The organism is Fictibacillus sp. NRS-1165 (assembly GCF_050468105.1).
Taxonomy (GTDB): domain Bacteria; phylum Bacillota; class Bacilli; order Bacillales; family Fictibacillaceae; genus Fictibacillus_C; species Fictibacillus_C terrinigri.
The window spans coordinates 1-19,774 of sequence record NZ_JBDPNU010000081.1; the positions used below are offsets into that span (position 1 = coordinate 1).

23 protein-coding genes and 1 other RNA gene are annotated in these 19,774 nt (G+C 43.9%); 17 read left to right on the forward strand and 7 right to left on the reverse strand.

The annotated features are described in order from the left end of the window. Positions 1-49: 49 nt before the first annotated feature. Entirely contained in the window at positions 50-337 is a 288-nt protein-coding gene (locus tag ABHN01_RS23540) for a hypothetical protein (RefSeq protein ID WP_429877558.1), read from the reverse strand. Between the two features lie 78 nt (positions 338-415). Between ABHN01_RS23540 and ABHN01_RS23545 the strand changes: the two genes are divergently transcribed. Next, on the forward strand, positions 416-688 hold the full coding sequence (locus tag ABHN01_RS23545) for a DUF2533 family protein (RefSeq protein ID WP_429877559.1): 273 nt from the start codon (positions 416-418) through the stop codon (positions 686-688). Positions 689-736: 48 nt separating this feature from the next. On the opposite strand, the gene ABHN01_RS23550 is transcribed toward ABHN01_RS23545, so the two are convergent. Beyond that, complete coding sequence (locus ABHN01_RS23550; RefSeq protein ID WP_429877560.1) at positions 737-1,906, reverse strand: aminotransferase A; 1,170 nt, start codon at positions 1,904-1,906, stop codon at positions 737-739. A gap of 164 nt (positions 1,907-2,070) precedes the next feature. Between ABHN01_RS23550 and ABHN01_RS23555 the strand changes: the two genes are divergently transcribed. Further along, positions 2,071-3,321: an MFS transporter gene (locus tag ABHN01_RS23555; protein ID WP_429877561.1), complete on the forward strand. Its 1,251-nt coding sequence runs from the start codon at positions 2,071-2,073 to the stop codon at positions 3,319-3,321. A 39-nt stretch (positions 3,322-3,360) separates the two neighbouring features. Here ABHN01_RS23555 and zwf read toward each other — a convergent pair whose 3' ends face one another. Beyond that, complete coding sequence (gene zwf / locus ABHN01_RS23560) at positions 3,361-4,866, reverse strand: glucose-6-phosphate dehydrogenase (protein WP_425589584.1); 1,506 nt, start codon at positions 4,864-4,866, stop codon at positions 3,361-3,363. A gap of 93 nt (positions 4,867-4,959) precedes the next feature. Between zwf and ABHN01_RS23565 the strand changes: the two genes are divergently transcribed. The 10 genes from ABHN01_RS23565 (at position 4,960) to ABHN01_RS23610 (ending at position 15,128) form a co-directional block, all read left to right on the forward strand. Then, positions 4,960-5,790, forward strand: a complete 831-nt coding sequence (locus tag ABHN01_RS23565) for a sulfurtransferase (RefSeq protein WP_429877562.1) — start codon at positions 4,960-4,962, stop codon at positions 5,788-5,790. Between the two features lie 53 nt (positions 5,791-5,843). Then, positions 5,844-6,689 carry a PHP domain-containing protein gene (locus ABHN01_RS23570; RefSeq protein ID WP_429877563.1) on the forward strand — a complete coding sequence of 282 codons (846 nt, stop codon included), beginning with the start codon at positions 5,844-5,846 and terminating at the stop codon, positions 6,687-6,689. Positions 6,690-6,795: 106 nt separating this feature from the next. Continuing rightward, positions 6,796-7,659 (forward strand): putative beta-lysine N-acetyltransferase, encoded by an 864-nt coding sequence (ablB, locus tag ABHN01_RS23575; RefSeq protein ID WP_429877564.1) that lies wholly within the window; start codon positions 6,796-6,798, stop codon positions 7,657-7,659. A 66-nt stretch (positions 7,660-7,725) separates the two neighbouring features. Beyond that, positions 7,726-9,126, forward strand: a complete 1,401-nt coding sequence (locus tag ABHN01_RS23580; RefSeq protein WP_429877565.1) for a sigma-54 interaction domain-containing protein — start codon at positions 7,726-7,728, stop codon at positions 9,124-9,126. A gap of 174 nt (positions 9,127-9,300) precedes the next feature. Then, complete coding sequence (gene ablA / locus ABHN01_RS23585; protein WP_429877578.1) at positions 9,301-10,719, forward strand: lysine 2,3-aminomutase; 1,419 nt, start codon at positions 9,301-9,303, stop codon at positions 10,717-10,719. Between the two features lie 11 nt (positions 10,720-10,730). Further along, positions 10,731-11,009: a YokU family protein gene (locus ABHN01_RS23590; RefSeq protein WP_429877566.1), complete on the forward strand. Its 279-nt coding sequence runs from the start codon at positions 10,731-10,733 to the stop codon at positions 11,007-11,009. 66 nt (positions 11,010-11,075) lie between these two features. Continuing rightward, positions 11,076-12,443, forward strand: coding sequence for an aspartate aminotransferase family protein (locus ABHN01_RS23595; RefSeq protein ID WP_429877567.1), 1,368 nt, complete (start codon positions 11,076-11,078; stop codon positions 12,441-12,443). A gap of 17 nt (positions 12,444-12,460) precedes the next feature. Continuing rightward, entirely contained in the window at positions 12,461-13,186 is a 726-nt protein-coding gene (locus ABHN01_RS23600; RefSeq protein ID WP_429877568.1) for a CoA transferase subunit A, read from the forward strand. Next, positions 13,153-13,815 (forward strand): 3-oxoacid CoA-transferase subunit B, encoded by a 663-nt coding sequence (locus tag ABHN01_RS23605; RefSeq protein WP_429877569.1) that lies wholly within the window; start codon positions 13,153-13,155, stop codon positions 13,813-13,815. Before ABHN01_RS23600 ends, ABHN01_RS23605 begins: the two co-directional genes overlap by 34 nt. 20 nt (positions 13,816-13,835) lie before the next feature. Next, positions 13,836-15,128: a peptidase gene (locus tag ABHN01_RS23610; RefSeq protein ID WP_429877570.1), complete on the forward strand. Its 1,293-nt coding sequence runs from the start codon at positions 13,836-13,838 to the stop codon at positions 15,126-15,128. Positions 15,129-15,138: 10 nt separating this feature from the next. On the opposite strand, the gene ABHN01_RS23615 is transcribed toward ABHN01_RS23610, so the two are convergent. Both ABHN01_RS23615 and ABHN01_RS23620 read right to left on the reverse strand, forming a co-directional pair. Continuing rightward, positions 15,139-15,537 carry a hypothetical protein gene (locus tag ABHN01_RS23615; RefSeq protein WP_429877571.1) on the reverse strand — a complete coding sequence of 133 codons (399 nt, stop codon included), beginning with the start codon at positions 15,535-15,537 and terminating at the stop codon, positions 15,139-15,141. A gap of 88 nt (positions 15,538-15,625) precedes the next feature. Further along, positions 15,626-15,877, reverse strand: coding sequence for a DNA alkylation repair protein (locus ABHN01_RS23620; RefSeq protein ID WP_429877572.1), 252 nt, complete (start codon positions 15,875-15,877; stop codon positions 15,626-15,628). A 116-nt stretch (positions 15,878-15,993) separates the two neighbouring features. Here ABHN01_RS23620 and ABHN01_RS23625 point away from each other — a divergent pair, with 116 nt between their 5' ends. The 3 genes from ABHN01_RS23625 to ABHN01_RS23635 all read left to right on the forward strand — a co-directional run bounded on the left by ABHN01_RS23625 (position 15,994) and on the right by ABHN01_RS23635 (position 17,385). After that, the gene (locus ABHN01_RS23625; RefSeq protein ID WP_290399399.1) at positions 15,994-16,134 is read left to right on the forward strand and encodes a hypothetical protein; all 141 of its coding nucleotides are present in this window, start codon (positions 15,994-15,996) and stop codon (positions 16,132-16,134) included. Positions 16,135-16,168: 34 nt separating this feature from the next. Beyond that, positions 16,169-16,355: non-coding RNA, 6S RNA (ssrS, locus tag ABHN01_RS23630), on the forward strand. A gap of 139 nt (positions 16,356-16,494) precedes the next feature. Further along, on the forward strand, positions 16,495-17,385 hold the full coding sequence (locus ABHN01_RS23635; protein ID WP_429877573.1) for a 5'-3' exonuclease: 891 nt from the start codon (positions 16,495-16,497) through the stop codon (positions 17,383-17,385). 17 nt (positions 17,386-17,402) lie between these two features. On the opposite strand, the gene ABHN01_RS23640 is transcribed toward ABHN01_RS23635, so the two are convergent. Both ABHN01_RS23640 and ABHN01_RS23645 read right to left on the reverse strand, forming a co-directional pair. Beyond that, positions 17,403-18,326: a DMT family transporter gene (locus tag ABHN01_RS23640; RefSeq protein WP_429877574.1), complete on the reverse strand. Its 924-nt coding sequence runs from the start codon at positions 18,324-18,326 to the stop codon at positions 17,403-17,405. Then, positions 18,323-18,721 carry a reverse transcriptase-like protein gene (locus ABHN01_RS23645; protein ID WP_429877575.1) on the reverse strand — a complete coding sequence of 133 codons (399 nt, stop codon included), beginning with the start codon at positions 18,719-18,721 and terminating at the stop codon, positions 18,323-18,325. The genes ABHN01_RS23640 and ABHN01_RS23645 overlap by 4 nt, the downstream gene beginning before the upstream one ends. An 82-nt stretch (positions 18,722-18,803) precedes the next feature. Between ABHN01_RS23645 and ABHN01_RS23650 the strand changes: the two genes are divergently transcribed. Both ABHN01_RS23650 and ABHN01_RS23655 read left to right on the forward strand, forming a co-directional pair. Beyond that, a complete protein-coding gene (locus tag ABHN01_RS23650; RefSeq protein WP_429877576.1) occupies positions 18,804-19,466 on the forward strand; it encodes a reverse transcriptase-like protein in 663 nt (220 codons plus the stop codon). Positions 19,467-19,523: 57 nt separating this feature from the next. Continuing rightward, a partial coding sequence (locus ABHN01_RS23655) for a DUF6123 family protein (protein WP_429877577.1) occupies positions 19,524-19,774 on the forward strand: 251 nt, incomplete at its 3' end.

The following is a 19,774-nucleotide window of genomic DNA, read 5'->3' on the forward strand; positions in this document are numbered from 1 at the left end:
TTGTCTACAAGCTGAAAGGAAACCGCACAGCGGTTTCCTTTTTTTATGATTATTGTATTTCGTTTGCAAAGTTTGCTTCAATTAAGCCTAGTTTTTTGTGAATCGAATTGACTTTATCATTGAAAGCAGTGAACTGTTGATCAGCTTTAGCTGTAACTTCTTCTTTTCCGATGCCTTCAGCTCTTGTCTTATATGACTGGCTAAGATCTTTAAAAGCGGATTTGAAAGTGTTTTGATTTTCTTTGGACAGGGAAGAAGGAACGTTCAACTCAGGAATTTCCTTCGCTGCAGCCGCTAATTTTTCCAGATCGGTTTTTGGAGTTAAATGATAAATCATTTGAAATGTTTAGAAAAGTGAATGTTGGAGTATCCCATGTTATACTAAATGAAGGTAAAGTTAGAGGAGGATAAATGGATGAGTGTACATCATGAGATCAGCAAACATTCCAGCAGACAGCATGCGATCGTCTCTGAATTTCTGAAGCTGGAGAAAAGAAGAGAAGAATTGATTGATATTGCCGTTGATCATTGTACAAAAGGGCAGCCTTTTGATGTTGCTGAAATAAATGAAGTGAGCAGACAAATGAATCATCTCGCACAAAAAGGAATCGTTCCTCAGCGTAAACTGATTACTGAACAAATGGTAGAAGAGTTTGTGCAAATGAAAAACCAGGCCTCCAATTTTTAAAGTTGGAAGGCCTGGTTTTTTATAATGCACATAATATTATTATGTAAACTATTCAATAAAATTGGGTAACGTCTTAATAAAGGATTCGAGTCGGTCTAAACCGTTAGTAAGCTCGTCCATGGATGCCGCATAAGAGATCCTGATATAACCCTCTCCCAGTTTTGAAAAAGCGGAACCAGGCACAACGGCGACTCGTTCTTTTTCTAGAAGATTTGTGGCGAATTCGAGTGAAGTCATCCTAAAAGGTGAGATGTCTGGAAAAATGTAAAAAGCTCCTCCTGGCTTTTCAGCATGCAGCCCCATCTCTTGCAGCCTCCTGCTGACATATTCCAGTCGTTTTTCATATTCCTCTTTCATCGGCAGAGCATCATCCTTGCCGTCTGTCAATGCTTCGATGGCTGCCATCTGTGATATGGTGGAAGCACACGTGGCATTGTATTGATGGACTTTCAACAGATGTCTTGCAATTTCTGCAGGAGCGAAAACGAGGCCGATCCGCCAACCGGTCATCGAATGGGATTTTGAAAGGCCATTAATGACGACCGTTTTTTTCTTCATTCCCGGCATTGAAGCGATGGAGCAATGTGTATGCCCATACGTCAGCTCGCTGTAGATTTCATCGGATAGAACAAAGATATCTTTATCTTTTAATAATGCTGCAATATCGTTCAGTTCATCCGGGGTTAAAACACAGCCTGTCGGGTTGGAAGGGTACGGCAATATTACACACCGTGTGTTGGATGTTAAATGTTTTTTTATCAGCTCCGCACTCAGTTTAAATCCATTTTTGGTGGTATCCACATATACCGGATTCGCTTTGCACAAATCAATGACAGGCGCATAACCGGGGTATACTGGTCCAGGGAGCAGAACATCACATCCTTCATCCAGTATCGTTCGAAGGGAGATGTCAATAGCTTCGCTGGCGCCGTTCGTAACAATCACTTCATTTTCAGGTTCATACTCCATTCCATATTTTTCGCTGAGATAGGCAGCGGCTGCTTTTCTCAAGTCAATATAGCCCGCATTGTGAGAATACACCGTTTTATTTTCATCAATGGCTTTTTTGGCTGCCTCTTTAATATGCTCTGGAGTGGGGAAATCAGGAAGGCCAAGGGTGAAAGATATGGCGTCCGGATATTGGCTGACAAGGTTATAAAAGGTTCGGATTCCCGAAATCTGAATATGTCTGACCGCGGGGTTCAGTAAATGTTCCAACTTATTCTTCCTTTCTTCATCCGTTTACTTTCAGTAAGGGATGTGGTTTGTTGTTAAGTTTAGCTTTAAATGGCTTTTAGAGTCAATGGTTTGATTTTCTTGTATGTAAAAAGCCTTGAAAACCATACTAAGAGAAAGCGTGTATGCTATATGTGGAGGAGAATATGGAATCGAAAAAAAAGCTGGACCTTATTTCACTTGCATCAATCCCGCTCGTTATGACCCTGGGAAATTCAATGCTGATCCCTGTACTGCCTTCGATTGAAAAAAAACTACATATATCGTCTTTTCAAGTCTCTATGATCATTACGGTATATTCGATTGTCGCAATCATCCTTATTCCAATCGCCGGCTATCTGTCGGATCGGCTGGGCAGAAAAAAAGTCATTATTCCAAGCTTGATCATAGCGGGGATCGGGGGACTAGTAACAGGCTGGGCTTCATGGAAAATGAATGATCCGTACTACATCATTCTTATTGGAAGGCTGTTGCAGGGCATCGGATCAGCAGGAGCGGCCCCCGTTGTACTCCCATTAGTAGGGGACATGTTTGAAGATGAAAAGGATGTGAGCTCAGGGCTTGGACTTATCGAAACGAGCAATACATTCGGTAAAGTGATGAGCCCGATCGTCGGCGCAGCTTTGGCCACCTTCATCTGGCATCTTCCATTCTGGTTCATCCCGATTTTCTGCTTGATTTCCATCGGCCTAGTGTTTTTTTTAGTTAAGGTACCGAAGAAAGAAGAGGAAAAGACACCGTCGGCTTTCAAGGAGTTTTTTCGATCGTTCAAGAAAACGTTCAAGAGCAATGCTAAATGGCTGATGGCCATCTTTGCCATCGGCGGAATCATCATGTTCGTGCTGTTTGGCGTCTTATTTTATTTATCAACGACTCTCGAAGAAGAATACGGGATCAACGGGATCAAAAAAGGATTCGTTTTAGCCATTCCTCTTCTGGCGTTATCCATTTCTTCGTATATTGCCGGAAAGAAAATCGGTCAGAGCAAGACTCTTATGAAATGGCTCACATTTGGGGGAATCATGCTTCTCGCCGTTTGCTTTCTGTGTGTAACTTTTACGGACGGACTTTATTTCCTGCTTGGGATTCTTTTTGTCAGCGGGATTGGCATCGGATCATCTCTGCCATGTCTTGACGCGTTAATTACAGAGGGAATCGAGAAGGAAGAGAGGGGAACCATGACATCCCTGTACAGTTCCATGCGCTTTGTCGGTGTCGCTCTCGGTCCTCCGGTGTACGCGATCATCATGAAGTCTGATCATTCCATCGTGTTTTACACATCAGCGGGTGTCAGCCTGCTCGCGGCACTTCTTGCCTTTTTTGCAATAAAGCCTGAAAAGGAAAAAGGTAAAAAAGAAGAAGCTCCGACCAAGCCTTTAAATCCTGCATTGCATTAAAAAGCTCACGGCAGAAACCGTGAGCTTTTTTTGTTCCTACTAGTTATCGCGATCTGTTCTAACGTTGGTCGGCGGCCACCACGTATAACCGTCTTCGTTCAACAATTGTTCCGCTTCAAGCGGCCCCATCGTACCTGAAGAGTATTTGTAGAGAGGTACATCTCCATTTTTCCATGTGTTCGTGATTCCATCGATGAATTCCCAAGAAAGAGCCACTTCGTCCCAGCGGGTAAAATAAGTCGAATTACCTAGAAGGCAATCGTGCATCAGCTTTTCATAGGCCTCCGGACTGTTCAATTCATTTTGGCAGTTGTTGCAGTAGCTCATATTGATCGGAAGCAGAGCAGGGAAGTCCCCTTGAGGCTTCGCGTTCAGCGAGAGGCTTAACCCTTCATCCGGCTGAATATGAATCCTTAAAAGGTTTGGCTGATAGTGGTCATCATGCTCATGATAAAGCGCCATCGGCCCGTTCTTAAACTGCACGACGATTTCGGTTGCCTTGGTCGCCATCCGTTTACCGGTACGGAGGTAGAACGGGACACCGGCCCAGCGAAAATTATCAATAAATACGCGGGCTGCGACAAATGTGTCTGTTTTTGAAGCGGGATCGACATTCTCTTCATCCACATAGGCAGGAACAGTTTTTCCGTTCATTGTGCCTTCTTTATACTGAGCGCGGATGACGTTCTTAGCCACCTCATCTTCATTGTAGAAACGAAGGGCTCGAAGAACTTTAACTTTTTCATCGCGGATCAATTTAGGATCCAGTCCGCCTGGAGGCTCCATGGCGACCATCATCGCCATTTGAAGCATATGATTTTGAAGCATATCCAATATCGCACCGGATTTTTCGTAATACGATGCACGGTCCTCAACGCCAAGAGTTTCGCTGGAGGTGATCTGAACAGAGGATATGTACTTATTGTTCCATATCGATTCGAAGATCGCATTTCCGAAGCGTATGACTTGAATGTTCTGGACCATCTCTTTCCCTAGATAGTGGTCGATGCGGTAGATGCTTTCCTCAGGGAAACTCTTCTGCAGCTGCTCATTCAGTTCAGTCGCTGATTGAAGATCGTGGCCAAAAGGTTTTTCAATGACCAGGCGCTGCCAGCCTTCCGTCTCTGTCAGCCCTTCTGATTTTAAGAAGGAAGGAATGGTACCGAAAAATTGCGGTGCCATCGCAAGATAATACATGCGGTTTCCACCAAGGCTGTATTTGCCGTCAAGTTCATCGGCAAGGACCTTTAAATCCTGATAGCTTTTTTCGTTTGTTACATCCATTGGCAGGAAATAAAAATGGGAGATGAACTCATCCACTTTGTCATTTTGGATGTTTTTCTTCTTGGAAATCGAAAGCTTCACATCTTCCTGAAATTTTTCATGAGAAAATGCTTTTCTTCCGACACCGATGACAGCAAACTTTTCGTTCAGCTTTTGCTTTTGGTACAATTGAAAGAGTGCAGGGTACAGTTTACGGTGAGCCAGATCCCCTGTCGCACCAAAAAGTACGATACAGGCCTCTGGAATATGGTTGTTCATAATATCAATCCTCACTTTGCTAATATTGCGTATGACATCAGTTTCCCCTATGTTTCATGAAAATAACGTTAATTATTTATCGAAAGGAGTCGCCTCATGAAAAATATTGTAACACAAGAATGGCTGGAGTCTCATTTATCGCGCTCAGAGCTCGTGATATGTGACTGCAGGTTCAGCCTCTCCGACCCGGAAGCCGGAAGAAAACAGTACGATTCGGGGCACATTCAAGGTGCGATTTATGTTGATCTTGAAAAAGACCTGTCAAACCCTGTGACAGCGCACGGAGGACGCCATCCCCTCCCGTCAATAAAAGAAATGTCGTTAGTGTTTGGACGTTTAGGAATGAATGAAAACAAAACGGTAATTGCTTATGATGATCAGGGAGGCTCGTATGCTGCCCGATTATGGTGGATGCTGAAACGTTTGGGCGCAGAGAAAGTTTTTATCCTGCAAGAAGGGTTTTCTGCCTGGGAAAGAAAAGGGTACCCAGTAACTTCTGAGAATACTGTTCTGCCGCCGGCGGTTTTTACTCCTCAGAAAAGTAAATGGACAACAGCCGGAATGGAAGAAGTCAGAAAAGCATCTTTAAAAGGTGATAAGGGAACCATCATTGTTGATTCAAGGGATCCTGACCGTTATAAAGGCAAGCATGAGCCCATCGACAAGAAAGCGGGACATATTCCAGGAGCGGTGAATGCTCCATGGCTGAAGAATCTCACAGAAGGAAGCAAGTGGCTGGATCAAGATGAGCTGAAGAAGCTTCATCAACCCTTAAAAGAAAAACAAGAAGTCATCGTATATTGCGGATCGGGAGTGACGGCCTGCGCCAATGTGCTTGGTATGGACGAAGCAGGTATCGAGAATATAAAGTTATATCCGGGAAGCTGGAGCGACTGGATTTCTTATCCGGAAAATGAGATTGATTAGCCAAAAGATAATTTCACGTACCGTATTAATAATAATTTTGAAAGGAACAAACTATGGCAGCAAACATCGATATGCATACTCATTCTACGGCGTCAGACGGAGTGAACTCGCCGGCTCTGAACATCAGGCTTGCGGCAGAAAAAGGGATGGGCGGGCTGGCTGTAACTGATCATGACACGGTTTCAGGCGTTTCTGAGGCACTCTGCGAGGCGGACAACTATTCGAACTTTATATGTATCCCGGGAATTGAAATCAGTACCCTCGCCAACGGACAGGATATCCATGTTCTTGGGTATTTCATTGACCATGAGAATGCAGAGTTCCTTTCGAAGCTGGAGCAGCTGCGTACTGTCAGAAATAAGAGAAATGAAAAGATCGTAAAAAACCTTCAGAAACTTGGGTTCTCGATCACCATGGAAGAAGTTGCAGCAAAAAAGAAGTCGTCCGGCGGCAATATTGGCCGTCCCCACATCGCAGAAGTACTGATGGAGAAAGGAATTATCAGCTCTTTGAGGGAAGCATTTGAAAAGTATTTAGGGAAAGGAAAGGCTGCTTACGCCGTCACAGAGAGAATTTCACCGGCTGAGGCCATTAAGATTATTTTTGATGCCGGGGGTGTTCCCGTTCTGGCTCACCCGGGTTTATATGACCAGGACGAACTGATACCTATGCTGAAGGAACAAGGTTTGGCAGGGCTCGAGGTCTACCATTCGGATCATTCAGCTGAGCAGGAAGCTCATTATCGACACCTTGCCGAGCGCTATCAGTTAATTCCAACGGGAGGAAGTGATTATCATGGAATTCGCAACGGAACAGTTTTTCACGGGGAGCTTGGTAATCGGTACTCTGACCTAAAAACAGTAGAAAGGTTAAAAAGCTTTTCAAAAAAATATCGTTAAACTGCCAGCTGGCAGTTCTTTTTCTTTTGCCTTCCATTTGAAATTTTTAAAGGAATAAACAGATCGCTATGGAATAAACAAAGTAGAAATGGGGGGTATTCAACTAATGCAAACTGATACGTTTTATAAACAAACAGAAATTAATAAGGGAGATGTAACAGCCGAATTATTTCTGGATTACTTTAGTGAGCGATTGAGAGTGGATGATTATAGAGGGAATATTGCTGCCCTTGCAGCTGAGGTTCATGAACTGGCAGTTCAGCACGACTTCTCGAAAGTGATCATTAAGGCGAGATCAGAACATGTCGGAGCCTTTCTGGCATTGGGATATTTGCCAGAAGCGGTATTCAGCCAGTATTTCAATGGGAGCGATGCTGTTGCGATGTGCCGTTTTTACACGAACGAGAGGAAGCGAAGTGACTTTTGGGTAGAGGAAGATAAAATTATCGATCAGATTCTTGAACTGCCCAATGTAAAATCCGGCGGATATTCTCTGCCGGAGAATTACCTGATCCGATTAGCTGATCTAAACGATGCAGAAGGGCTGGCCGCCTTATATGGGGAGGTGTTCCAAGTTTACCCTACTCCAATGAACGATCCTGAGTATATTAAAAAGACGATGGAGCACGGAACCATCTATTATGTAATCGAACATTGCAAAGAAATTGTAAGTGCTGCATCAGCGGATATTAACCTGCAATATCATAATGCAGAACTTACGGACTGTGCCACATTGCCTGAACACCGAAAATTTGGTCTGATGAAAATCTTGATTGAAAAACTCGAAATGGAATTGAAGAATCGTAAAATATTTTGTGCCTATTCAATTGCACGATCTTTGTCCTTTGGAATGAATGCCGTCTTTTTTCAAAGAGGCTATAAATATCATGGGAGATTTACGAAAAATTGCCTGATTTTTAATAAATACGAGGACATGAACCTCTGGATGAGAGATCTATCAGAAAACTAGTGCTGAATTTTCGGCACTACGGATGAAAATTGAGCAGCTTGTTTTTGATCCAGACTGGAGGTGCCTATGTTTAAAGACTCGGTTGAAACGATTGAGATGCTTAAAGCGATTTTAAAAACGATTGATGAAGGAATTCATGCGGTGGATGCAAGGGGGATGACCATTTTTTATAATGAAGTCGCCGCAAGCCTTGATGGTTTAAACGTTTCTCAAGTACTAAACCGGCATGTATTAGATTCTTTTCCTTCATTAAATCAGCAAACCAGTACATTGCTAAACGTTATTAAAACAGGAAAGCCGATCATTAATCAGCATCAATCCTATACAAACGTAAACGGCAAGCGGGTCGATACGGTCAACACGACGCTGCCGCTCATCGTTGACGGCGAACTGATCGGAGCGATTGAAATATCAAAGGACCTCACAAAAATAAAACAGTTGTCTGAGAAGCTTCTTGATATGCAGGCGCAATTTCATAAGAACCGTTCCGTTACCATCAAAAATGGCCATTATGCATCTTATCAGTTAGAGGATTTTATATCAGATGATCCTCAGATCGGCCAGTTAAAGTCACTGTCGAGGAAGGTATCTGAAACTTCTTCACCCGTACTTATATTCGGGGAGACAGGGACCGGCAAAGAGGTTCTTATTCAAGGAATACATAATCATTCATCGCGAAAGAATAAACCATTTATCGCCCAGAATTGTGCGGCTATTCCTTCACAGCTCCTGGAGAGTATTCTCTTCGGGACCGTCAAGGGAAGTTTTACGGGTGCGGTTGACCGGCCGGGCCTTTTTGAACTGGCAGATGGAGGAACCCTTTTTCTGGATGAGATCAATTCGATGCCGTTAGACATACAGGCTAAACTACTTAGGGTTCTTCAAGATGGGGTTGTCCGCAGAATAGGGGCCGTTCAAGGCAAATTGGTCAATGTAAGGATTATGGCAGCATTAAATGAACATCCTTCAGAATGTGTGAAATGCAATAAGCTTAGAGAAGATTTATACTACAGGCTGAACGTCATTTTCTTTGAAATCCCTCCTTTAAGGCAGAGGATTTCAGATATCCACCTGCTTGGCCAGCACTTTATTTCACAATATAATGCTCAATTCAAAAGACAAATCAAGGGACTTTCAGAAGAAGCGTTCCATCTTTTTCAGCAATATCAATGGCCAGGGAATGTCCGGGAGCTGAAACATGTCATTGAATATGCCATGAATATGGCGGATGATCATGAGGAGATAAAAGTTGAAGATTTGCCTCATCATCTCCTGGCAACTCCTGCTCTTGCCGGTTCTATTGAGAACCCCGCTATTCCTCCTCTTCGGGAGGCTCTTGCTCACCGGGAACGTGAACTGATATCCAAGGCACTATCTGCTGCGGATGGAAATATTCAAAAAGCAGCACAGCTCCTGAAAATACCTAGACAGACTCTCCAATACAAACTAAAAATCAAAGGGAACTAAACCGCCGGATTTTCGGCGGTTTGTTTGTTTTGCCAAATTAAGCAATGGGCGCATACATTACCAATATCAGAAAATCCACGGATCTAAGTGCTTTTATCAGTTTCTTTGTTTTTGGCACGGAACTTGCATCTATAAATGAGCGAGGTAAGTATACAAGGAGGGAACAAAATGCCTATCGTGAATGGATTGTACCAGCCAAAAAGACATTGGAAAGAAATTGAGTTATGGAAAGACGTGACAGATGAGCAATGGAATGACTGGCTCTGGCAGCTGACGCATACGGTAAGAAATCTGCAAGACTTAAAAAAGGTCGTGAACTTAACGCCTGAAGAAGAAGAAGGCGTTCGGATATCCACCATGACGATTCCTTTAAATATTACACCGTATTATGCATGGCTGATGGACCAGGATGATCCGCGCTGTCCGATCCGGATGCAGTCCGTACCGATCGGAAAGGAAATCCTGAAAACCAAATATGATCTTGAAGATCCTCTGCATGAGGATGAAGATTCTCCGGTTCCTGGACTGACACACCGTTATCCGGACAGGGTGCTTTTCCTTGTGACCAACCAATGCTCGATGTATTGCCGATATTGTACACGAAGACGTTTTTCAGGACAGATCGGAATGGGTGTACCTAAAAAGCAGCTTGACGCAGCCATTGATTACATTGCTGCGACTCCGCAGGTTAGAGATTGCCTGATTTCTGGAGGTGACGGTTTATTAATCAATGACAACATCCTTGAATATATCTTAAAGAGACTAAGAGAAATCCCTCATTTGGAGATCATTCGGATCGGGACTCGGGCGCCCGTCGTATTCCCTCAGAGGATAACTGAAAATCTTTGCAATATCTTAAAGAAATATCATCCGGTTTGGCTCAACACCCATTTTAATACATCCATTGAAATAACAGAGGAATCCAAAAAGGCGTGTGAAATGCTGGCGAATGCCGGTGTACCGGTAGGCAATCAGTCTGTTATCCTTGCAGGAATCAACGACAGCACGCATATAATGAAAAAACTGATGCACGATCTCGTGAAAATTCGGGTGCGCCCTTATTATATTTATCAATGTGACTTATCGGAAGGCATCGGGCATTTCCGCGCTCCTGTCTCAAAAGGGCTGGAGATCATTGAAGCATTGCGCGGCCACACGTCAGGATATGCTGTCCCGACTTTTGTTGTTGATGCACCGGGTGGAGGAGGAAAAATCTCTCTTCAGCCTAATTATTTGATTTCACAGAGCCCTGACAAAGTAATTTTACGAAACTTTGAAGGAGTTATTACATCCTATCCCGAACCTCAAAACTATAAAGCAGGGCTGGCGGATGAGTATTTCAACGAGACCATGGGCATCAAAGAACAGCCGGCAGCAATTGGGATTACTGCGCTTATGAAAGATGAGAAATCCAATATCGTTCCTGAAGGCTTAAACCGGTTAGACCGAAGAAAAACATACGAAACGAACCCTCAGCATACCACATTGAAAGACAAACGGGAAAAACGGGATGAAATGAAGGAAAAGAAATATAAACATGAACAGAAAAAAGAAACAGCCAATCAAGAAGATGGCACAGTAAAAGAAGCATAGGAGGCCCGCTCATGAAGGAATGCATGTGGTGCAATGATCACTCAGCGAAGGACATTACTAAAACAGGATACTGGGAACTGCACGACGGCACCCGGGCACTTCAAATTAAAGAAATCCCGGCGGTGTATTGTGAGTCCTGCGGTATGGAATATCATGAGGATGAGATCGTAGAAGAAATCGAAGATCAGCTGATGTTGATTGATACAAAAAAGCTGAACCAGGTTTTGACGTTCAAAGAATTGATGGCACAAGAAAGGTTCTTAAAGAAAAATTACTTTAAATCCTTTTAAATACACAACATTGAAAAGCAGCGGATTTCCGTTGCTTTTCCATCATGAATGGAAGGAGTGCCCATCATGGATAAAACAGGAATTATTAAACCGGTGCTGGATGCCAATTATCCCATGATCAGCCATGGAAAAGGAATCTATTTATATGATGAAAACGGCAAGCGGTACATCGATGGTTCCTCTGGTGCCGTAACCGCGAATATTGGCCACGGGGTAGATGAAATTGCAGACGCGATGCATGAACAGGCGATGCAGGTTGCCTTCGTTTACCGTTCACACTTTACAAGTCTGCCGGCAGAGAAGCTGGCAAAGAAGCTTGCCCGTATCACTCCTGGCGATTTAAACTGGACATTTTTTGTAAACAGCGGGTCCGAGGCAACAGAAACAGCTTTAAAAGTTGCCATTCAGTACTTTCAGGAACAAGGAATTCACACGAAAACGAAAATACTTTCCCGCTGGACCAGCTACCATGGGATAACGCTCGGGGCACTGTCAATGTCCGGCCACCATATGAGAAGAGAACGATTCTCGGCATTGCTTGAAGATTTCCCTGCTGCTCCGGCTCCATATTGCTACCAATGTCCATTAAAAAATACATACCCCGGGTGCGGATTGGAATGTGCTGGCGAACTGGAGCGTGCGATCGAGCAGGAGGGGCCTGAGAACATCGCTGCGTTTATTTTTGAGCCGATCATCGGCGCTGCAGGCGGCGCGATTGTACCACCTACAGGCTACTATGAAAAGGTGAAAGAGATCTGTGACAAATATCATATTTTAACCATCGCGGATGAAGTCATGACAGGAATGGGCCGGACAGGAAAAATGTTTGCGATTGACCACTGGGGAATTGAACCCGACATCATGACCCTCGGCAAAGGGCTCAGTGCTGGATATACCCCAATGGCGGCTACTGTGGTGTCCGACCGGATCATCAATGTGATACGAAAAGGATCCAAAGTGGTAATGAGCGGCCACACCTTCAGCGCCAACCCTCTATCTGCAGCCGCATGCTGTTCAGTCATGGAATATATGGATCAGCAAAATCTTGTTCAGAATGCCGGGGAACAGGGAGAACGTTTATTAATTGGGTTGAAAGAACTGGAACAAAAATATCCTTTTGTCGGCAATGTACGCGGCAAAGGCCTGTTATGCGGACTGGAACTTGTCAATGATGCCGTGAATCATACGCCATTTTCTTTCATCCATCGTGTGGGGGAGAAGCTGATTTCCATTTGCTTCAACAAAGGTCTGATCATTTATCCAGCATTCGGAGGGGTTACAGGCTATGAAGGCGATTCAGTCTTAATCTCGCCTCCTTTAGTCATCACGTCGTTTCAAGTCTATGAGTTAATAAGAATATTGGATGAGAGTTTGCAGGAACTAATGAACCATCTTGTATCATCGGGAATTCTGATTCATAAAGCAACGAGCTAGGGAAGGAGAGGTAATCCATGCTGTACAGCACCAATGAAACTTCATCAAAAACAAAACTCATAACGATGGAAGAAGCCGCTGCTCTTTTTTTTGATGGCATGTCGCTGATGGTTGGAGGTTTTGGAGGAGTCGGAGCGCCTCCTGGCTTAATTAATGCGATTCTAGACCGCAATATTAAAGACATTTTCATGATCAGCAACGATACCGGATTCCCTTGGATCGGCCCGGGAAAGCTCATTACCGAAAAGCGGATCAGCCGCATTATCGCTTCACACATTGGCTCAAATCCTGAAGCAGGCAAACAGATGCACGACGGGGAGCTGGCTGTGAAGTTTATTCCACAGGGCACTTTAGCTGAAAAGATCAGGGCCGGAGGTATGGGCCTTGGAGGTATTTTAGTGGATGTAGGCCTGGGTACGGTCGTTGAATCCGGTAAGCAAAAAGTTGAAATTAACTCAGCCACTTATATGGTTGAGCCCGCGCTGACAGCAGATGTTTCCATCGTTTATGCACAAAAAGCCGATACGTATGGAAATTTAGTCTACGATAAAAGCGCGCGGAATACGAATCCTCTCATCGCGATGGCCGGCAACATTACGATTGCAGAAGTCGAAGAAATCGTACCCGCAGGTGAACTGGACCCGGAATGTGTCATAACTCCCGGAGTATTCGTAGATCATATCGTTCAAAGCAAGGGGGTGGACTGGAAATGGGTTTGGGAATTGAAACAAGACAACAAATAGCACGCAGAGCTGCACTTGAGATCGGTAAAGGAATGATCGTCAACTTAGGCATCGGCATTCCGACGCTGGTTGCTGATTACATTCCCAATGACCATGGAGTGATGCTTCATACTGAGAACGGAATTCTTGGCATGGGAGGATCTCCGGAAAAGGGAAAAGAAGACGGCAACCTCTCCAACGCAGGGGGATATCCGGTCACCTTGATCTCAGGAGCCTCCTATTTCGACAGTGCGACAGCGTTTGGCATCATCCGGCGCGGGCTTTTGGACATTACCGTTCTTGGAGCTTTGGAAGTCAGTGAAAAAGGGGACATCGCCAATTGGATTGTACCTGGAAAGCGGGTGCCGGGCATGGGAGGAGCGATTGATCTCGCTCAAAAATCAAAAAAAGTCATCGTACTTATGAACCATACAGACAAAGAAGGCAATCCAAAGATTGTAAAGCAATGCAAATTACCGCTGACCGTGCAAAAGGGCGCGAATATGATTATCACTGAAAAAGCCGTCATTGATGTGAAGGATGAGAAGCTTGTCTTAAGAGAAGTAATGCATCCTTATACAATTGAGGATGTGGAGAAATCAACAGGAGCTCCATTGGAAATTCTCGATCAGATTGAAACCTTTCAATAAATAGTGTCAGGAGGGAGAACATGAAGAAGGAAGTTCAAGACTGGATGGACAGACAGAAACCAGAGGCGATTGCATTTTTACAGGAAATGGTTCGGTCAAACAGCGAGCAGGGAAAAGAAAAAGAAGTGCAGATGCTGATTGCAAAAAAACTTGAAAGCATAGGTCTGGAAGTAGATGTTTGGCATCCCGATGAAGCTGAATTTTTACAGCATCCTTATTTTTGTGCGACGAGAACAGATTTTTCCGCCAGCCCAAATGTAGCTGCTGTCCTAAAAGGAAGCGGCGGGGGACGCTCCGTCGTTTTAAACGGACATGTCGATGTTGTGCCTCCGGGTGATCTCACTCAATGGGAAAACGATCCTTACAGCGGTGAAATCAAGGATGGCAAGCTATACGGCAGGGGTGCAACGGATATGAAAGGCGGAAACCTATGTCTCCTCCTCGCCCTTCAGTGTTTAATGGAATTAAATGTTCCGTTGAAGGGAGATGTTATTTTTCACAGTGTAATGGAGGAGGAGAGCGGTGGTGCCGGAACTTTGGCTGCAATCCTCAGGGGTTATACTGCCGATGCAGCCATCATTCCGGAACCGACGAACATGAAGATTTTTCCGAGCCAGCAAGGATCCATGTGGTTCAGGGTCAACGTGTACGGCCGCTCAGCTCATGGCGGTACAAGATACGAAGGGGTCAGTGCACTTGAAAAGACGATGATTGTTGTTAAGGAGCTGCAGGACCTTGAAAGAGCGAGAAATGAGAGGATTACAGATCCGCTCTATGAAAGTGTACCTATTCCTGTACCGATTAACTTAGGGAAAATATCAGGCGGTGAGTGGCCGTCATCTGTTCCTGACCATATTGTGATTGAAGGGAGAATAGGAGTAGCTCCAAGTGAAACGCTTGAGGATGTGAAGCACGAGCTTGAAGATCGTCTCGCAAGCCTGAACGATGAATGGCTTCAGGAGCATCCCCCGACAGTAGAATGGTTTGGAGCTCAGTGGCTTCCGGGCAGCATTGATCAAGACCATGATCTCATGAAGCTGCTGACCCGCCGGTTTACTGAAATATGTCAGAATGAGCCCGTGATCGAAGCTTCGCCATGGGGAACAGACGGAGGATTGTTAACCGCTGTCGGCAGCACACCGAGCATTGTATTCGGTCCTGGTGTTACTTCTGTGGCTCATTATCCAGACGAACATATTGAATTGGATAAAATCTTTCAGGCGGCTGTAATCATCACTTTGACGATAATGGACTGGTGCGGCGAAGTTGGATCAGGAACCCAAAAAGAGCTTCTCGTCAAGAAAGATTCATGAAAAGTTTTCTTTAACTATGGAATGAATGAGTCGTGAAATGATCCGTGATCGGAGGGAGCTTGCTCCAATGGATGGATAGAGAATGGATGTGCTGTTTCGTGATTAAGGACGAAAAATGAGGTGGACAGGGGGCTTTCAGCATTTCATAAACAAAATTCAAGCCAAGAGGAAGAAGAAAAGCGGGAACATGAAGTGGATAATGTTGATTCAGCTCGTATGCCGCACCGTAGGTAATGCCGAGTTCATAGAGGAGATAGGGTGTACCTGCTTTGGACACGATAAACGTTCGATACGCCAGATATTCACTTTCATAATACTGGGAAACAATTTGAAATTCATCATTATGAATATTGCACCTCGGGATTTTAAAAAGATGGGATTTACTATTTTTTACCTGCAATCGTTTCATTCCTCCTTTGGTTTTCATGGTACATTTCGCCGCGTGGGGCTGAATTCCTTTTTCAGGCAAAAAAAAGATGAACGATGCTGTTCATCTTTTAAAGAGGGTTGTTCTGCGCTCGTTTTATAAAAGTTGTTTCTTCTCCGATCACACCGCATGTTGCACATTGAACCAGCCGATTCGCACCATTATAAGGCATATGAAAAGGGTCCAAGTCTTCAGCATTTTCGTAATGATTAACGACTGAGCCTGTAGCCGGATCTAATTTCACAGACTGCGGAACTTGTGCAATCAGATTAAACCTGGTACGGTTAGTTTTACAGTTTGGGCATAAATAAGCATTTGACATTCTGCATCAACCTCCTGTTCTTTATGGTTTCCATGGTCAGGAAAATTATGTAACACATTTATTTTTTGACGATAGGAAACAATAGGTTTACTCTAGATAATAGGAGCTGAGATACATTGGGAAAACAGAAAAAAGGGAATGCCAATGCCCAGCGCAATAACAATGCCAAACAGATGGAACAGCGAAGTGATACTGAGTTTGCTTCAATGGAAGAATCCAAAAGCAAGGGCCATCGCCACGGGAAAAAAACGAAGTAAATGTATTTACAAATGAATAATATCGCGTTATAATAACAGTCTGCGATGTTAGTAGCTCTTATTTTGTCTTAAACCGATATGTGTATTAAGGGAATCCTACATGTCTGTTGATTACATCGTGCCTCTCCATTCGTAAGAGGAAGATGAAAATACAGCTGCGGATACCCACCTGTGAGAACGGGTTTTTAAGACAGGATGAGTTACGGCAAAGCGGACATACATAAACAGCTTATTTTACTACACGTAAAATAAGTTTTTTTTGTAGTTTTGTTATTTTGAAAAAACAAAAAAATCATTAATCTTGAATAAATAAAAAAACTTGGGTTTTTTAATAAGGCATGGGGAATGGTGGAGAAAAAGTTGGAAGAAAAACAAGAAAAACTATTGCTTATTGACGGGTTTAATTTATTGAGCCGATGTTACTTCGCTACGGCATACGGAAAGGAGCTGCATCAGCTGCAACGCAACTCCAAAGGCTTATTCATCAATGGTCTTCGGGCCAAGATTCAAAAACTGCTTCAGCTGGTGAGAATCCACACGCCGACTCACTTGGCCATCGCTTGGGATGTGAAGAGAAACGAAACGCTTCGCAAAGAAAAATTCCAGGATTACAAGGGAACGAGAAATGAATTGCCGGAGCCTTTGATCCAGCAATATGAAACAGCCGTTTCTCTTTTTAATAACTTAGGCATTCCTCAGTTTACTATTCCAAAATATGAAGCGGATGATATTATTGGCACATTCGTACAAAAATGGAGGGAAGAAAAAGGCGGAGAATGCATGATTTACAGCAATGACAGAGACTTGCTTCAATTACTCTGCGGCAAAACTTCTCAGCTGATCGCTGCAAAAAAAGGGGAAATAAAGTACACACTCACTCATTTTCAGGCTGATTATGGCATAGAACCATCGCAATGGGTGGATGTAAAAGCACTTTTGGGAGATAAGAGTGATAATATTCCCGGTGTGGCCGGTGTAGGTGAAAAAGCGGCACTTCCTCTTATCCAGCAATATGGAAATGTTGAAGGAATCTATAACAAGGTAGATGAACTGGACGAGAAATATAAAAGGTATTTTAAAAAACTCCAGTTAGGAAGAGAAATGGCGTTTTTGAGCAAGGATCTTTGCAAGATATATACCGATGTACCGGATATTCTTGATTTGAATTTTGATGATATACAGATTAAAGTAGATCGATCTAAACTGCTGGACGAGCTTTCTGAGCTTGAGATACACGTAAGAGTGGGTTAGGAATTAACCGGAGTGGGTTAAGAATTAACCCACTCTTTTGTTTTTCTTTTCTTTACTATTTTTGCGAACGGAAATTCGGCAGCGACCATTCCGGCGAGAATAAGGATGCACCCTGTGATCCCTTTCGCACCAAGGGTTTCATTTGCCCATAAATACGCGGTCAGAGCACCGAAAACGGGTTCGAGAGCAAAAATGAGAGCCACTCGCGCAGGCGTTGTGTAGCCTTGAAAATAAGTTTGTGCCAAAAAGGCTAGAGCAGTAGCAAAAATAGCGGTAACGACTAGAGCTATAACAACTTCCTTCTGAAGCATGACTTCCCATATGAAAACAGCTCTCAAATTTTCAAGGAAAAGAGATGTGATCATGCTTAAAACGGAGACGGCTGCCAGTTGTATGAGCGTCAACCATAAAACGGGAGCACCGGAAGCGAATTTTGCAGTCATTACAATGTGCATCCCGAAAGAAAATGCGCAGAGAAGGACGAAAAAGTCCCCTTTGTTCATGGCCAAGCTGCTGCCGCCGGTTAACAGATACAAACCTGCTGCTGCCATGATAACACTCGCTGCCGAGGAAACAGTCAGCCTCTGTTTTAATAAAAACGCAGCCATTAGAGGAACAACCACCACACTCAATCCGGTGATAAACGCAGTCTTAGAGGATGTCGTATAAACTAAACCGACAGTTTGAAAACCATATCCCAGGTAAAGCCAGAAGCCGAGAGAGATTCCTTTGTGCCAGATCCGTTCATTTCTTTTATGTCCCTTTTTTTGATGACGTGAAAAAACGGTCCAGACCCCCAAGATGAGGGCAGCCAGAAAAAAACGGATGCTGTTAAATGCGAACGGAGGGAGGAAGGCAACCGCGTTTTGAACAATGACAAATGTGGTTCCCCACACCAATGCAACGAGAAGAAGGCCAGAATCAGCTGCTTTTCTTTTCATCGCGCGTTATTGAGCTGGACAGCTTTTCGGGCTAAGTCGTCCGCCACCTTATTCTGTTTGCTTGGTATCCATTTGAGGAAGAACAGCTGAAGCTGATCGATCATCAGTAATGCTTCCTGGAGTAAGCTGTCAAAGCGTTTATCTTTAGCAAACCGCTTTTCTACCGCTCTTTCCACGGCTTGAGAATCGGTTCTGAATGAAACCGGGTCATAGTTCTTTTCTATACAGATCGATAAAGCAAGCAGCAGGCTGCGGAATTCTGCCTCATGATTCGATATGCTTCCGAGTGGAACGCTGTGTTTTTCAACCGTTCCATTTCCGAGTTTTATAAATATACCTGCTCCCGAAGGCCCCGGATCACCTGCGCTAGCTCCGTCAATATACACTTCGATCAATCCGATCCCCTCCTGTTTTTTCTATTATAGCGAATTGGGATACAATAAGAAATGTGAAATACAAATTCAGGGAGGACCTGTGATGAAGGTTACGTTGGAATGGGAATATAAGCCCTCAAGATCAAAAAGTATGATACGGTTTGTTTCAGATCCCGTGACGGTGGCTGATGCGGTGCAGCTCGCTGCTGACATTGAAAGAACCGGCCGCCTAGGAAATCTTACTTTTCTTGATGAAACGGGTGTTTATTGGTCAAAAAAAGAACTTCAGAAGATGGTGGCTGTCATTGAAACGGAACCATCTGAGATCATCGCGTTTTTCGATGGGGGGTTTCAAAAAGACGAGCGGTTATCAGGGCAGGGAACAGCGGTGTATTATAAACAATCGGACAAGAAATACAGAGTACGCTCCAATGCCTCCTACCATATGATTGAATCGAATAATGAATCAGAGTATGCGGCTCTTTGGCTGCTTGTCAATGAACTCGAACGGCTGGGTGTACAGAGGACCCCCGTCACGGTAAGAGGGGATTCCATGGTGGTGATTCATCAAATGAGCGGAGAATGGCCTTGCTATGAAGAAGTACTGCAAAAATGGATGGACAAAATTGAAGAGAAACTAAAGAGACTTGGAATTAAACCTTCCTATGAGCTCATCGACAGAAAAGAAAATAAAGAGGCAGATTCCCTAGCAACGCAGGCACTTCACGGAAACACGATCCATGGGAAAAAAGAAATCATTGATTAAAGGCATTTTTGACTGATACAATTTACTTGAATCTTCAAAGAATAGGATGGGTTGCAATTGTCTCAGTTTTCAATCGAGGAATACTTCCAGTACCTGGCTTCAAAGGGGATTAAATTAAAAGAAAGTGATACGGCATTCATTGAATTTGGTAAGCACTTCACTGGAATGAGTGATTATATGGTCAGCGTCGCCATAGAAATTACGCTGAAAGTCCAAAGAGAGTTTGATGGGAGCTACTATATTGCTCTTCTAGAGGAATTTAAACAGAATGAGATAAAGACAAAACGCAACGCGTATACATATGTGAA